Source organism: Niallia yueguangensis, assembly GCF_052663115.1.
Window position 1 is genome coordinate 285,756 of sequence record NZ_JBQTCX010000003.1, and the last position, 16,119, is coordinate 301,874.

Here is a 16,119-nt window from a genome sequence, read left to right on the forward strand (position 1 = left end):
TAATCTTCTTTGTTAAATACCTCAATAATAAAAGGAATTAAACCTGTTTATTGATGTTTAAATTATAAGAACAATGGACACCCGATGTAAATATCCTATCCGTTCGTTCAACAAATGAGATATTGAACAATAAACGCAGTTTGCATTTGTTAAATAATACAACAAAAACTCAGTTAAAATTCTTCTAATAAAAAAGTTTACATTTTTTCTAACTCCCGATGTAATACTTCTCCGATACGCTTCATGCCTTCAATAATTTTGTCTTTAGGCATATTCGAGTAATTTAAACGTAAAGCATTATTTTTTGTCCCATTTGGAAAGAATGGAGCACCAGGAACAAAAGCAACATTATTTTCCAAGCATTCTGCGAATATTTTCCTCGAATCAATGGACTCAGGAAGTTCAATCCAAATAAATAATCCACCTTCTGGCATACTATAAGATAAGTTTTTCGGGAAAAATTCTTCGATACAAGATAACATAGCTGTACATCTTTCTTTATATACAGCTTTAATTTTATTAATGTGCTCTTCGAGATCGTAGAGTTCCATATACTTAGATGTAATTCTTTGGGCAAAGCTGTCAGTATGTAAATCAGCTGATTGCTTAAAAGCAACATACTTATCAATGAAAGACTTGTCTGCACAAATCCATCCAAGTCGAAGACCAGGAGTATAAATCTTAGAGAAAGTACTAATATAAATTACTCTACCCTCTATGTCAAAATGTTTCACAGGCGGGAGTGCCTCTCCAGCAAATCTCACAGCTCCATAGGGATTATCCTCTACAATCAGTACATCATATTGAGTGGCAAGCTCAATCATTTTTTTTCGTCTTTCGAGCTTTAATGTACGGCCTGTAGGATTTTGGAAATCTGGAATCGTATAGATAAATTTTGTGTTAGGATGCTCTTGCAGCGTTTTCTCTAGCTCTTCTATAATCATTCCATCATTATCCATAGCTACTTCTACAAATTTAGATTGTATGACTTGAATGCGTTAATTGCCGCAAGATAGGTTGGACTTTCACAAATAATGGTATCTCCCTCATTGATAAATAATCTTCCAGTAAGGTCAATTGCTTGCTGGGACCCTGATGTAATAAGAATATTTTCAATAGTAGAGTTGATTCCGATATATTCCATCCTTTTACAAATAGCTTCTCTTAAAGGAATATATCCTTCAGTCGTACTATATTGAAGAGAAGCCATACCTTCTTCATTCAATACAATATTGCATGCATTCTTAATAGCTTCTACAGGAAACAACTCTGGAGCTGGCAGTCCTCCTGCAAAAGAGATGATCTCTGGTCTTTCTGTTACTTTTAATATTTCACGTATCTCAGAAGATTTTACTAAACCAGTTCTCTCAGCAAATTTTTTTCCATTTATAAACATCCTTTTTGTGTAATTGATTACGATTTAGCCATTATTTTAAAAATTAATTGCTACTTTTAAATTAATAATATCTTGAGTTTTCAGTCATTTTCCTTATATTTTACTTTACTCTTACTACTACCAGCCCAAACAATAACTGGAATAAGCAGTAATGAAAGGACAGCACCAGCAATAGAAAGAGCTGCATAACTAGAATGTGCTACAACTATTCCAGATAATCCTCCTCCTAATGCTCCTGACAAAGCAATCAAAACATCTACAGAACCCTGTGTCTTGGCCCGAGTGGATGGTGGAGTTGCATCTACAATGATTGCTGTGCCACTAATTAAACCAAAATTCCAGCCAAGTCCAAGTAAAACAAGTGCTGTAATGAGTACTACCATCGAATCAGCAGGTCCCATAGCAGCTAGACTGCCAGAAGCTAGCAGTGTAATAGCAGAGGCAATGGCCATAGTAGCACGACCGATTTTATCAACAAGAAAACCAGTTACTAAAGAAGGTAAAAACATAGCACCTACGTGTAATCCAATTACAAGCCCTACTTCTTTCAGATCATGTCCATGGTGCCCCATATGTATTGGTGTCATCGTCATGATTGCAATCATAATTAACTGAGTTAGAACCATTACTGCAGCCCCTGCAAAAATGCCTCGCTTGTTTATCGACAACAAATTAGAATTTTTATCTGAAAGTAAATTATTGGTTGTTCTTTGAGCATCTGATATTGCTTTTGCAACAATAAAGGGATCAGGACGAAGTAAAATGAATAGAACTAAACCAGCAAGTATATACGCTGCAGCAGCTAATATAAATGGACCAGCTAAAGCAGGAATTCCTATGGATATAGCAAACTCACCCATTATATCCACCAGGTTTGGGCCTGCAACAGCACCAAATGTGGTGGAAAACATGGCCATACTAATAGCCTTTGCCCTTTGTGTTGAGTTTGCCAAATCAGTTCCTGCGTAGCGTGCTTGTAAGTTTGTAGCCGTTCCAGCCCCGTAGAGGAGCAGTGAAGCAAATAAAAGTAGAATGCTATGTGTTAATGCTGAAATCACTACTCCAATGGCACCGATACCTCCAGCAAAAAATCCTGCCACAAGTCCAGGACGACGCCCAAATCGCTGAGAAAGTCGTCCAACAAATAGCGCAGCCCCTGCTGACCCTAAAGTAAATAACGCCGTCGGAATTCCTGTCACACTATCTGTACCTAACATATCTTGGGCTAGAAGTGCCCCCACTGTTATTCCGGCTGCAAGTCCTGCTCCTCCAAAAATTTGGGATATGACAATAACCATTAATGTTCTTTTATATAGTTTTTTTTGTTTTTCTGAAGAACCAATATAGCTTTGTAACCAATCTGATTGTAAGTCTAACGTTCTTACACTATCTTTATCTAACACAATCTTACCTACCTTTCTAAAAAGCTAATTCTGTATATTCATAATTCCTATTCATTTCTTATAATTCTCCAACTAGATTTCAACAATCATAACATGCACAAAAAAACCACACAATATTATAATTGTATGGCGAACAATATTAGGTAAGATCGTTTAGTAAACGTTTAAGGATAATCAATCCTTGCTCAAGTTCTTCAAGCGTTTCCGGTGCACAGATAGAAACCCTTACAGCCCTCTCTGGACAACTATTTCCAACTACAAAACGTTCAGCTGCATACACTTGTACACCCTGCTGTGCAGCTAACGTTTCAAATTCAGCACCTGTAATGTTGCCTGGTAATAGCAGCCAACGAAAGATGCCTGTTTCAACACCTAAACACGTATAGTCTGCCAAATATCGATTTACGACTTGGTTTCTGCGAATTGTTTGTTCCCGATGATCCTCAATTAAGACTTCAAATTGATTCGATACAATAGTACGTGCCGCCAGTTCTGCTAATAACGGGGAAACTGATATATTTAAATTATAAAGTGCTTTTGAAATTGGCTCCTTGTATCGACTCGGCACTGCTACATAGGCTAGTCGTAACCCCGGTGCTATTGATTTCGATAAACTCGCAATATAGATGACCTGTTCCGGTGCAAATGATGCGACTGCTGAAAGTGTTTTTTCGTTATGAAGATGATACGTCGCATCTTCAATAATGAACTGATTATACTTTTTAGCAATTGCTGCAAGCACTTTTCGATTCTCAACAGACATACAGCAAGCTGTCGGATTATGATAATCTGGAATTAAGTAAATACCTTTAATATTGTCATTTTTACACGCATATTCAAAGGCAGTTGGACTCATTTCATAGTTTTCTGATTTTATCGGTACTAATTTTACACTAAGCATCGCTGCAACAGTTTTTAAGCCCGGGTAAGTATGAAGATCAACACCAATGCGATCTCCAGGCTGACAAAGACTCGCCAGTGTGGCAGCAATCGCATTTTGACCCCCATTTGCAAATAAAATGTGATCAACTGTTGTTTCAAACCCACCTCTTCGGATTAGCTTTATAGCTGCATCCTTTTGCCAAAGGCTTTCGCCTGCTCGACCATAACCAAACCATTTTTCATAATCTGTCTCTTGCAGCATATTTTTCAATTGGAGTAGTAGTGGCTCGTATGAAACATTATCTGGCAGTGTCGCTCCCATTTCAATTAAATGCCTCGGCTTTATACCTTCAAGTAAATAAGCATTCGATAACGCATCATACGATACAAATGTACCACTTCCAACAGTTGCACTTAACAAGCCCTTTAACTCACACACTTTAAACGCTTTTGAAATGGTACTCACATTTAAATCTAAATAATCGGCCAATTCTCGCTGTGGAGGAAGTTTTGTTCCAGGTAATAAAACTCCGTTTAAAATATCCTGTTCCAATTGCCCTGCGAGTGCGTGATAAATAGGCTTTTCCGTTTTATCAATCGATGGCTTCCAGCTCATCGGATAGTTTTCAAAAGAATTAATCGGCATGATTCGCATCCTTTTTTCAAACAATTATATGTTTGTATCTTTTTTAAAACAATTATAATTTTCTTTAATATTATGTCCTTTAGTAAAATATTAATATACTTCAATTTATTGATTGTACTATTGGATTTTAAATATATACGTAGATTTGTGGAGACGAGATAAACTAGATCTATCACAAAAATTTATGAAATTTATAAGCCCTTATTTTCCATAAAGAAAAGACCACAAGGATATAACCTCTGATCAAGAATATTTCTTACAAAATCTTAACCAATTTAGAACTTAAATCACAAATCTTTTAAAAAGAAATTTGTATAAAATATTACAATTCAGAAAAAAAGAACAAACATTCCGTTTATCATATTATTATTAATGAATAAAATAGAAAGGAGATTTTTATTTATGGAAACTTGGGAAGCAGCATATGTTGCAGGAATTATAGATGGTGAGGGCAGTATTACATTAACTAAAATGCATAAAGGAGAAAACCGGAGACCTTGTTTAACCATAACATCAACTGACATTGAACTTCTTACATATCTTCATTCTTTAATTGGAGGAACGATTGTAAATAAAAAAAATTATAAGCCTAATCAGCATAAAAAAGCTTATACATTATTTATCAAGAAAAAGGAAGATGTATTTTCGACATTAGAAAAGATATATCCCTTTTTACGAATTCATAAAAAAAAGCGCCGAGTACAATGGATATTAAAGTATTATGATGCCGTCACACCTCGAAACGGTAAATATTCAGAAGAATTATTAAAAGAAAAACTTCTATTTGAGGAGAATTTTTTTAAGATTTAATATATTTTCAAGAAATAGACAAATAAAAAACCACCAAATATGTATTTGGTGGAGACGGTGGGACATGCTGTTCCATGCTTTCGTCATGGCACTGACTATATCTTGAACCTAAAATTTAGGTCCCCCGGCGTATTATACGAAATATAAATTTGCTTTCTGCAGAATTTCGCATCCTAGTACTACCAACTATTTGGCAGCCTATAAGTCGATACACGGCTGTTGAATTGCTTCACATACCGCTCGGCATTGCCTTATCACATTTTAGTGACTTAGGTTTCACCGATAAAGCCGGATTTTCACTTGTATGTTGCCATACAAGGCGACTAAATGTTAATCGAACCCACGTCCAGAAACATCGCCACTTAAGCTTCTACGAGTGTAGTCAACATATTCGCATTTCGCTCATTCATCTGCCTGTTGACAGGCGTCCGATGAGCTAGTCTGATTGTTCTCTTCCTTCATCCTCAGACGGTGGAATCCGGCGTAGCCCACTTAAAGTGAGTCCCTGACCCTACCACATGGGCGATGGAGGGAGGAACCGCTAAGCGCTATTAAGCAGCTAAAGCGAAGTTGTTTTGTTTTTTGCCAGTTATAGGCTTTGACGTTTTAACGAGGCCGATCCCCTCGACTCGCAACTTAAGCTCGAACTATCCCTGTCGAATCCGTAACGTCCCCATTAGGATAAAATCATGTGATTGTTACATCACCTGATTCACGCATAAAGCGTTAACGTTAGGAAGCTCAAAAATAGGAGCTTTAGTTTGCTTGTCTTATCGACATAAATTATTATAACATACTTCATTTATATTTCAATTGTAAAGTTTTGGATTACATTTTTTGCCTTTCACGAAGAGCTCGCTCAATGTTTCGGTTCGCTTCTTTCTTTTTCAACGTCTCGCGCTTATCATAGTTTTTCTTACCTTTACCTAAACCAATTAAAACCTTCGCAAAACCATTTTTTAAATATAGCTTTAATGGTACAAGAGAGTAGCCGACCTCTTTCGTTTCACCAATTAATTTAGCTATTTGTTTATTATGAAGCAACAGCTTTCTTGTTCTTAATGGATCATGGTTGTATCTGTTTCCTTGCTCGTATGGGCTAACATGCATTCCATACAAAAATACTTCCCCATTTTGAATGCGAGCATAAGATTCTTTTAAATTGACTCTTCCGCCACGAATCGATTTTATCTCTGTACCTTGTAAAACAATTCCAGCTTCATATGTTTCTTCTATAAAATAATCATGATTTGCTTTTTTATTTTGTGCAATTACTTTGCCTTCACCCTTTGGCATATTACCTTCCCCCTAACAACTATAGCCACTATTGTATCAAATAATGGCTGTACAAACAATTTCACACAAAGATCGAGAGCAAAGGGGAATTCCTTCCCCCTCTCTGCTTAGCGCCGCTTTTTCTTTCTTTTTGCTTTCGGTGCATTTTCGAAAAACTTTCTTTCTTTTTTCCCTTTTCTTTTTCCTTCACCGTTGCCTCTTTTATTATCATTGTCTCGACTCGATTTTCCTTTTCGTGGTGCCCGTGAAGAGCTGCCAGTAGAAAAAACCTTCTTTTCCATTTTTGGATCTCTGCGGCGCGTTCCTTTCATGCCAACGATTTCAAAATCGATTGCCCGCTCGTCTTTATTAACATTAACAACGCGAACAGTAATTTCATCCCCGATTCGGAACACTTTACCCGTTCTTTCCCCGATCATGGCAAAATGACGCTCATCATAACGATAATAGTCATCTGTCATATAACTTACATGCACTAATCCTTCAATCGTGTTCGTCAATTCCACAAACATGCCGAAATTGGTTACAGAGCTGATGATGCCATCATATTCCTCGCCAATTTTATCTAACATATACTCCGATTTTTTCAATTCATCGGTTTCACGTTCTGCTTCCACCGATCTTCTTTCCATATTGGAAGAATGCTCCGCAATATCTGTTAGTTTACCGTTCCATTTTTCTTGCGTAGGAGAACTAATATCTCCTTCAATTAAATACGTTCGAATCAAACGGTGAACAATTAAATCAGGATATCGTCTAATCGGCGATGTAAAATGAGTATAAAATTCGGTTGATAAACCAAAATGGCCTAGGCTTTCTGGATAATATTTCGCCTGCTGCATCGAACGAAGCATCACAGTTGATATAACCATTTCTTCTGGTGTCCCTTGCACTTCTTCAATTATTTCCTGCAGCGCGCGTGGATGAACCGAATTCGCTGTTCCTTTTACGATATAGCCAAAATTCGTAATAAACTCAAAAAATCTTCTTAATTTATCTTCTTTCGGATCTTCATGGATTCGATAAATAAAAGGAACTTGCATCCAGTGAAAATGCTCTGCAACTGTTTCGTTGGCAGCCAGCATAAATTCTTCAATTAATTTTTCCGCAACAGAACGTTCCCTTAACACAACATCATGCGGTTTTCCTTCTTCATCTACCAGCACTTTTGATTCTTTAAAATCAAAGTCAATCGCACCACGCGTCATTCTTTTTGTACGCAATATTTGAGCAAGCTCTTCCATCAGTTCAAACATCGGTACAAGCGATTCATATTTGCTTCTTAATTCTTCATCTTTGTCTTGCAAAATAGCATTAACATCTGCGTACGTCATGCGTTCCGTTGTTTTAATTACACTTTGAAAAATTTCATGGGAAACAACTTCTCCAGTAGAACTGATCTCCATTTCACAAGACAGTGTTAATCGGTTTACTTTCGGATTTAAAGAGCATATTCCATTCGAAAGACGATGTGGAATCATCGGAATAACACGGTCTACTAAATAAACACTTGTTCCTCTGTCTTCTGCCTCCGCATCAATTGGAGAATTTTCTGTGACATAATAAGTAACGTCTGCAATATGGACTCCTAGCTTATAATTGCCGTTATCCAGCTTTGTTACGGTAACAGCATCATCTAGGTCTTTTGCATCTGCACCATCAATTGTGACAATTGTTTCGCTGCGTAAGTCCCGTCTATTTTCTATTTCTTTTTCATCGATTGTTTCAGGTGTTTCATTCGCTTGATCCAACACTTCTTCAGGGAAAGCCAATGGCAGTCCATGTTTATGTATAACCGATAAAATATCTACACCTGGATCATTTTTATGCCCTAAAATTTTTACAACGGCACCTTCAGCATTTTTTCGCCCTTCTGGATAAGCAGTTAATTTTACAACTACCTTATGACCTTCAACTGCACCTTTTGTACTTCCTTTTGGAATAAATATATCTGTTGCAATTTTTTTATCATCAGGAATAACAAATCCAAAATGTTTGCTTTCAGAATAAGTGCCGACAATTTGCTGTACTCCTCTTTCAATGATGCGGACAATCGTTCCTTCTCTTCGCTGCCCTGAACTCTCTGATGTAACACGAGCTAGTACAATATCACCGTTCATAGCGGTTTTTACTTCACTAGGAGGGATAAAAATATCATCCAATCCTTGTTCTTCTGGTATAACAAAAGCAAATCCTTTTGCATGCCCAGCAAGTTTACCTCTTACTAAATTCATTTTTTCCGGCAATCCGTATCGATTGCTACGCGTACGAACCACTAACCCTTTTTCTTCCATTTGAACAAGCGCTTTAACAAAATCCTTAAATCCAAGGGAATCTTCAATCCCAAACGCCTCTTCTAGCTCCTGAACCGTTAATGGTTTATATGCTTCATCTTTCATATATGTTAATAGCTTATCTATATGATCTTGTATAATATTTTCCAATTCGCAACCTCCTTTATATGTTATCCTTTCCAGTCTAAACGTTCTAAAAACGCATAAAAATCATGAAATACTGCTTCTTTTTCTTTATCATGTGTAATAACATGGCCAGAATCCTCAAACCATTTAATCTCTTTTACATCCGATTCTACTTCTTCATATATAATATTGGCACTGTCTGTATTAATCATGTGGTCATGTCTTGCCTGAATCACAAAAGTTGGGGCATAAATAAGATCGACATTTTTGCGGACATCTGAAATTAATTGCTGCAACTCTTTTAACGTATTCATAGGAGCAAATTGAGCCATTTCTTGTTCAATCACTTCTTCTGATTTTCTTTCACGAATCTTATAGTTGCGCGCATATTCCAGAACGCCCTCATACATCACTTCTTCACTTTTTATATACATAGGGGCACACATTGTTACTATACCCTTTACAGGTACATTGTAACCTAATTTAAGAGAAAATACGCCTCCAAGGGATAAACCGCCCACTGCTATTTCTTCATACCCTTGATTTTTTAAAAATTCATATCCCTCCATTACATCCTGCCACCAATCTTTTGGACCATAATGTACTAATTCTTCTGGCGGAACTCCATGTCCTTTATATAAAGGGATATGACAAGTATATCCTTTTGTATTTAAAAAGCGTCCCAATAAACGTACATCAGAAGTGTTTCCAGTAAAACCGTGCAGCAATAACACTGCTCTATTACTATCTCCTTCAAACGTTAATGGTTTTTGTTCAACTACTTTCATACCTTAGACTCTCCTTTGACTCTATAATTATCATTCCCTACATTTATGTTACCTTGTTTTAATGGTAGTAGTAAAATGTTATAATCGAAACTCCTACAATGATATAGTATACTTCTTATTTTAGTCAGACATATTTAGAGCAATCCAGTATTATGTATTTTAATCATGCTTTTTGAAAGAGTGTGAATGGACTTATAAAAGTACTGTTCTAATCACTCAATCTTTTACTAGCGTTTTATCCCTAATTCGAAAAAAACCTGACCTTCCACAGGCCAGGTTTTCTATCTATACCAGACTAAACTTTACAAATCAAAATAACTTACTCCAATTGTTAATACAAAGAACAGAATTGCCAACACAATTGTCGTATTGTGAAGAATTAAATCTAATCCTCTTGCTTTTTGTTTACCAAAAAGCTGTTCAGCTCCACCTGAAATCGCACCGGATAATCCAGAACTTTTCCCAGCTTGCAGAAGAACTACTACAATTAAAGCTAATGCAACAATAATTAATAACGTAATTAATACTGTGTGTATCATTCTCACACCTCCATCAAGACGAACATTACATTAGTATTAATGTAACATATTTTAGATATAGGAACAATAGCAGGCAAAAAATAAGCCATTATTTTCAGCGTTCATTTTCCGCTAAAAATTCATCCAAACACTCAAATTGAGAAGACATTCCTTCTACTACCCCCATTTCCATCACTTGTTGCAGTGCTTCCGGTGAAGGAAAACTAGATCGAATAATTAGCAGCGTGTTTTCCGCTTGTTCGATAAAGTTTAATGTAATTTGGATACTAGGCATTTCAGCTATCGTATTTCCATCTTTATCTGAAAAGCTATCTGTGTAGACAATTTTATTTGGCACATCAATCTCCTTAAAGACTGCTTTTCCCCATGATTCTTGACCAAAGAATTCTCCTTGTTTTTCATCCACACATTTCATGCAATAATGCCAAATACCGTTTTGTTCAAATTCAAATTTCTTATTTTCTGTTTCCCAGCCTTTGGGACCCCACCAGCTTGCCAACCGATCTGATTCTGAAAAAGCTTGAAATAAAAAATCTTTAGGTGCATTAAAAATTCTCTCTATCACAAGATCCTGTCCTTCAACACTTGTTTTTAAACGATTTATTCCTTTGCTTTCAGTCATTTAAGCCCCTCCTGCCGGAAATTTTCTTTTTTATTGTTCACCGTAATATTCTAGGCAAAACATGAAATACCTTTTAATTTTTTATTTTAGACTGTTTTCGTATAGATTAGAAACCCGCAGCCTGAATACACTTCGTCTGTTTAGCGAGCGTCGAGCCTCCTCGTCGCATACGCTCCTGTGGGGTCTCGTCTTTCTCGCATTCCCACAGAAGTCTACGTGTATTCAGTCTGCTGAGTACTTCTTCTCCCATTTTTTTTCGTAAAAAACAACAAACTTTGAGAAAACAGCTTTATTTTAAAAGAGTATATTTTTATTTACATCATTCTTATTAAAGGTGCTAAATAGTCCTCTAAAATAAAACACCCCTATTAATGGCAATTGCTCACTCATTAATAGGGGTGTTAGGTAAAGTTTAAAAGAGATATCTTCTAACTTTTATTATTTTTTAAGGTTGTAGAAAGATTTTAAACCATCGTATACTGCTAAATCGCCAAGCTCGTCTTCGATGCGAAGAAGTTGGTTGTATTTAGCAATACGATCTGTACGTGATAATGAACCAGTTTTGATTTGGCCAGCGTTTGTAGCAACAGCGATGTCAGCGATTGTAGCATCTTCTGTTTCACCAGAACGGTGAGAAACTACTGCTGTGTAGCCAGCACGTTTAGCCATTTCGATTGCTTCGAAAGTTTCTGTTAAAGTACCGATTTGGTTAACTTTGATAAGGATTGAGTTAGCAATTCCTTTTTCGATACCTTCAGCTAATTTTTTAGTGTTTGTAACGAATAAATCATCACCAACTAATTGTACTTTAGAACCGATGCGGTCTGTTAATAATTTATGACCTTCCCAGTCGTTTTCATCTAATCCGTCTTCGATAGAGATGATTGGGAATTCATTTACTAATTCTTCATAGAAAGTTACTAATTCTTCAGAAGTTAAACCAGTACGGCCTTCTCCTGCAAGATCGTATTTACCAGTTTCTTTGTTGTAGAATTCAGAAGAAGCAACGTCCATTCCTAAGAATACATCTTTACCAGGCTCATAGCCAGCTTTTTTGATTGCTTCGATGATTACTTCTAATGCTTCACGGTTAGAACCAAGGTTTGGAGCGAATCCACCTTCGTCACCTACAGCAGTGTTTAAACCTTTTGCAGATAAAACTGATTTTAGTGCATGGAATACTTCAGCACCAGTACGTAAAGCTTCTTTGAAAGTTGGAGCACCTACTGGCAAGATCATGAATTCTTGGAAATCCACGTTGTTGTCAGCATGTGAACCACCATTGATGATGTTCATCATTGGAGTTGGCAATTGTTTTGCATTGAAACCACCAAGGTAACGGTATAATGGCAGACCTACTACTTCAGAAGCAGCATGTGCAGCAGCCATAGATACACCAAGGATTGCGTTAGCACCTAATTTACCTTTATTTTCTGTTCCATCAAGTTCGATCATCGTTTTGTCGATGCCAGCTTGATCTGTAACGTCCATACCGATAACTGCTTCTGCAATTACTTCATTTACGTTTTCTACTGCTTTTAAAACACCTTTGCCTAGGTAACGAGATTTGTCACCATCGCGTAATTCTACTGCTTCGTATTCACCAGTTGAAGCACCTGATGGTACAAGTGCACGGCCGAAGAAACCTGATTCTGTTAATACTTCTACTTCTACTGTTGGGTTACCGCGGGAGTCTAATACTTCACGAGCATATACATGTTGGATGTATGGCATAATAATTCTCTCCTTTTTTTTAAAAAATTATTTTTTGATAATTGATGTTCCAGTCATTTCAGCTGGTTTTTCCAGCCCTAATAAATCTAACATAGTTGGAGCTAAATCTCCAAGAATTCCATCTGTACGCAATTCTGCACCTTTTTCTGTAACGATTACAGGAACAGGGTTTGTTGTATGAGCAGTCATTGGTTTACCATCTAAAGTTACTACTTCATCTGAATTACCATGGTCTGCTGTAATAATGGCTTTTCCGCCTTTTTGTTCAATCAAAGTGATAATTTTTCCTAAGCATTCATCTACTGTTTCAATTGCTTTAATCGTTGGTTCAAGCATTCCGGAGTGCCCAACCATATCAGGATTTGCAAAGTTCAGGATGATTGCATCAAAATTATCTGCTTCTATTTCTTTTAATAAAGCTTCTGTAACTTCGTTAGCACTCATTTCCGGTTTTAAATCGTATGTTGCAACTTTAGGAGAGTTGATCAAAATACGTTTTTCACCAGGAAATTCAGCTTCACGTCCACCACTCATAAAGAAGGTAACGTGTGGATATTTTTCCGTTTCCGCAATGCGAAGTTGCTTTAAACCATTTTGTGAAAGAACTTCCCCTAATGTATTATCAAGGTTTGTTGGCTTAAATGCCACATATCCTTTTACTGTTTCACTAAAGTGAGTTAAGCATACAAAGTAAAGGTTCTTCGGATGGTTTGCACCACGATCAAATGAACGGAAGTCTTCATTTGTAAATGTGTTTGAAATTTGAATCGCACGATCTGGACGGAAATTATAGAATATTACTGCATCTTCATCTTGAATCGTTGCAACTGGCTCTCCGTTTTCTTTTGTGATAACGGAAGGCAGTACAAATTCATCATAAATTTCGTTTTTGTAATTATCTTCTACAACGTCAAGAGGATTGGAGTAGCTAGGTCCTTCCCCATATACCATTGCACGATACGATTTCTCTACACGATCCCAGCGTTGGTCTCTATCCATAGAGTAGTAGCGGCCTGAAATTGTAGCAATTTCTCCGACACCGTATTCTTTGATTTTTTCTTGCGTTTCTTTAATGTATTTTTCTGCAGTCTTTTGACCGACGTCTCGGCCATCAAGAATACCATGAATATATACATTTTTTACGCCTTCTTCTTTTGCAAGACGAAGTAGAGCAAACATATGTTCAATATGACTGTGCACTCCACCGTCAGACAATAAACCAAAAAGGTGAAGGTTTTTGCCTTTTTCTTTTACGTGTTTAATTGCATTAACAAAGGTTTCATTTTTTTCAAAATTGCCTTCTCTTATTGCAACATTTACTCTTGTTAAACTTTGGTATACAATACGCCCTGCTCCAATATTTAAGTGACCTACTTCTGAGTTCCCCATTTGTCCCTCAGGAAGACCTACCTCTTCACCGCTAGCCACTAAAGTCGCATGTGGGTATTCGTTCCAATATTTATCAAAGTTAGGCTTATTAGCTTGAGCAACCGCATTACCCATACGTTCGCTTCTTAAAGCAAAACCGTCTAATATGATTAATGCTACTGGTGATTTACTCATGCTTTACCTTCCTCCAATAATTGTAGGAAGCTCTGAGCTTCTAAGCTTGCTCCACCAACTAAAGCTCCATCAATATCAGATTGAGCCATGTATTCTTTAATATTTTCAGGTTTCACGCTGCCGCCGTATTGAATGCGGATGCTTTCAGCAACTTCTGCAGAGAACTGTTCACTGATTACTTTACGAATATGTGCACATACTTCGTTTGCATCAGCAGATGTAGATGATTTTCCAGTTCCGATCGCCCAAATTGGCTCATATGCAACAACTGTAGCTTTTGCTTGCTCGTCTGTTAAACCTTGAAGAGCTTTTTGAACTTGAGTTGCAACGAAATCATTTGTTTCGCCGTTTTCTCTTTGCTCTAATGTTTCACCACAGCATACAATTGGTGTTAAACCATTTTCAAATGCTGCGATTGTTTTTTGGTTTACTGCTTCATCTGTTTCGTTAAAGAATTCGCGGCGCTCAGAATGTCCAAGCACTACATATTTTGCACCGATGTTTTCAAGTGCAACTGGGCTGATTTCACCAGTGAATGCACCATTTTTTTCAAAGTGCATATTTTGAGCACCAATCTTTACATCTGTGCCCTTTGTTAGTTCTACTAATTGTCCTAAGAATAACGCAGGTGAACAAACTACTGTATCTACGTTTTCACTTGAAGGAACAGAACCTTTAATTTCTTCAATAAATGCAACTGCTTCAGGAAGCGTTTTATTCATTTTCCAGTTTCCTGCAATAATAGGTTTACGCATGTGTTGTACATCCTTTCATGCAAATGATTGCTTATTTATCGTTTAAAGCTACTACACCTGGAAGTTCTTTGCCTTCCATAAACTCTAATGATGCTCCACCGCCAGTAGAAATATGACTCATTTTGTCTGCTAAATCAAATTTCTCTACTGCTGCTGCAGAATCTCCACCACCAATTACAGAGTATGTATCTTGGGATTCAGCAAGAGCCTCTGCTACTGCTTTTGTACCTTTTGCGAATGTATCCATTTCAAATACACCCATAGGTCCATTCCAAATAACTAATTTAGAGTTTTTAATAACGTCTGCATAAATAGCAGCTGTTTTAGGACCAATATCAAGTGCTTCCCAATCTGCAGGGATTTCTTCAATAGCTACCGCTTTGATGTTTGCACTTTCAGAGAAGTCATCTGCAACCGTTGCATCTACAGGCATATAGAAGTTAACGCCTTTTGCTTTTGCTTTTTCCATATATGATTTAGCAAGCTCGATTTTATCTTCTTCTAAAAGAGATTTTCCGATTTCATGGCCTAAAGCTTTTACAAATGTATAAGCTAATCCACCGCCAATAATCAAGTTATCTACTTTATCTAGAAGATTATCAATTACGCCGATTTTATCTTTAACTTTTGCTCCACCAATAATAGCAGTGAACGGACGCTCAGGATTTGATAATGCTTTGCCTAGAACGTCAAGTTCTTTTTCCATTAACAAACCAGATACTGCTGGAATATGGTGTGCAATTCCTTCTGTAGAAGCATGTGCACGGTGTGCTGCTCCAAATGCATCGTTTACAAAAACATCTGCAAGTTCTGCATAAGCTTTCGCTAATTCTGCATCGTTTTTCTCTTCGCCAGCATTAAAACGAACGTTTTCTAAAAGAAGAACATCGCCTTCAGTAAGCTTGCTGATTTCAGCTATTACAGCCTCGCCATAAGACTCATCTGTTTTCACTACTTTTTTACCTAATACTTCAGATAAACGAGTAGCAACAGGAGTTAAACGCAATTCTTCAACCACTTGGCCTTTTGGACGGCCTAAATGGCTTGCTAAAATCACGATTGCACCTTTTTCAACTAATTGGTTAATTGTAGGAATTGCAGCTTGAATTCTTGTTTCATCCGTAATTTGTTGATCTTTCATCGGTACGTTAAAATCAACACGGACAAATACTTTTTTGCCTTTTAAATCGATATCGCGGATTGTTTTCTTATTCACTTTAAAGACCCCCACTACATTTTTTTTAAAATAGCGGAAACAAGAAGTT

Annotated in this window: 12 protein-coding genes, 1 other RNA gene and 1 pseudogene; 1 reads left to right on the top strand and 13 read right to left on the bottom strand. The window is 36.9% G+C overall.

What is annotated here, in order from left to right:
• Positions 1 to 197 precede the first annotated feature (197 nt).
• From ACTYA4_RS04620 to ACTYA4_RS04630, 3 genes and pseudogenes are all read right to left on the bottom strand, one after another.
• Positions 198 to 1,396: pseudogene (locus tag ACTYA4_RS04620) on the bottom strand (aminotransferase-like domain-containing protein).
• An 80-nt stretch (positions 1,397 to 1,476) separates the two neighbouring features.
• Complete coding sequence (locus tag ACTYA4_RS04625; RefSeq protein ID WP_445505559.1) at positions 1,477 to 2,799, bottom strand: MFS transporter; 1,323 nt, start codon at positions 2,797 to 2,799, stop codon at positions 1,477 to 1,479.
• Positions 2,800 to 2,938: 139 nt separating this feature from the next.
• Positions 2,939 to 4,327: an aminotransferase-like domain-containing protein gene (locus ACTYA4_RS04630; RefSeq protein WP_445505560.1), complete on the bottom strand. Its 1,389-nt coding sequence runs from the start codon at positions 4,325 to 4,327 to the stop codon at positions 2,939 to 2,941.
• Positions 4,328 to 4,729: 402 nt separating this feature from the next.
• Here ACTYA4_RS04630 and ACTYA4_RS04635 point away from each other — a divergent pair, with 402 nt between their 5' ends.
• The gene (locus tag ACTYA4_RS04635; RefSeq protein ID WP_445505561.1) at positions 4,730 to 5,137 is read left to right on the top strand and encodes an LAGLIDADG family homing endonuclease; all 408 of its coding nucleotides are present in this window, start codon (positions 4,730 to 4,732) and stop codon (positions 5,135 to 5,137) included.
• 331 nt (positions 5,138 to 5,468) lie between these two features.
• Here the strand turns inward: ACTYA4_RS04635 and ssrA are convergent.
• From ssrA to ACTYA4_RS04685, 10 genes are all read right to left on the bottom strand, one after another.
• Positions 5,469 to 5,804: a transfer-messenger RNA gene (gene ssrA / locus ACTYA4_RS04640) on the bottom strand.
• Between the two features lie 161 nt (positions 5,805 to 5,965).
• Entirely contained in the window at positions 5,966 to 6,433 is a 468-nt protein-coding gene (smpB, locus tag ACTYA4_RS04645; protein WP_443483267.1) for an SsrA-binding protein SmpB, read from the bottom strand.
• A 107-nt stretch (positions 6,434 to 6,540) separates the two neighbouring features.
• Entirely contained in the window at positions 6,541 to 8,877 is a 2,337-nt protein-coding gene (gene rnr / locus ACTYA4_RS04650; RefSeq protein WP_445505562.1) for a ribonuclease R, read from the bottom strand.
• A gap of 20 nt (positions 8,878 to 8,897) precedes the next feature.
• Positions 8,898 to 9,641 (bottom strand): alpha/beta hydrolase, encoded by a 744-nt coding sequence (locus ACTYA4_RS04655; RefSeq protein WP_445505563.1) that lies wholly within the window; start codon positions 9,639 to 9,641, stop codon positions 8,898 to 8,900.
• A 302-nt stretch (positions 9,642 to 9,943) separates the two neighbouring features.
• A complete protein-coding gene (gene secG / locus ACTYA4_RS04660; protein ID WP_443483297.1) occupies positions 9,944 to 10,177 on the bottom strand; it encodes a preprotein translocase subunit SecG in 234 nt (77 codons plus the stop codon).
• A 97-nt stretch (positions 10,178 to 10,274) separates the two neighbouring features.
• A complete protein-coding gene (locus tag ACTYA4_RS04665) occupies positions 10,275 to 10,802 on the bottom strand; it encodes an SRPBCC family protein (protein WP_445505564.1) in 528 nt (175 codons plus the stop codon).
• Between the two features lie 438 nt (positions 10,803 to 11,240).
• On the bottom strand, positions 11,241 to 12,536 hold the full coding sequence (gene eno, locus ACTYA4_RS04670; protein ID WP_443483271.1) for a phosphopyruvate hydratase: 1,296 nt from the start codon (positions 12,534 to 12,536) through the stop codon (positions 11,241 to 11,243).
• Positions 12,537 to 12,563: 27 nt separating this feature from the next.
• Positions 12,564 to 14,099, bottom strand: a complete 1,536-nt coding sequence (gene gpmI / locus ACTYA4_RS04675; protein ID WP_445505565.1) for a 2,3-bisphosphoglycerate-independent phosphoglycerate mutase — start codon at positions 14,097 to 14,099, stop codon at positions 12,564 to 12,566.
• On the bottom strand, positions 14,096 to 14,854 hold the full coding sequence (tpiA, locus tag ACTYA4_RS04680; protein WP_443483273.1) for a triose-phosphate isomerase: 759 nt from the start codon (positions 14,852 to 14,854) through the stop codon (positions 14,096 to 14,098). The genes gpmI and tpiA overlap by 4 nt, the downstream gene beginning before the upstream one ends.
• A gap of 31 nt (positions 14,855 to 14,885) precedes the next feature.
• Positions 14,886 to 16,070 carry a phosphoglycerate kinase gene (locus ACTYA4_RS04685; protein ID WP_443483274.1) on the bottom strand — a complete coding sequence of 395 codons (1,185 nt, stop codon included), beginning with the start codon at positions 16,068 to 16,070 and terminating at the stop codon, positions 14,886 to 14,888.
• Positions 16,071 to 16,119 lie beyond the last annotated feature (49 nt).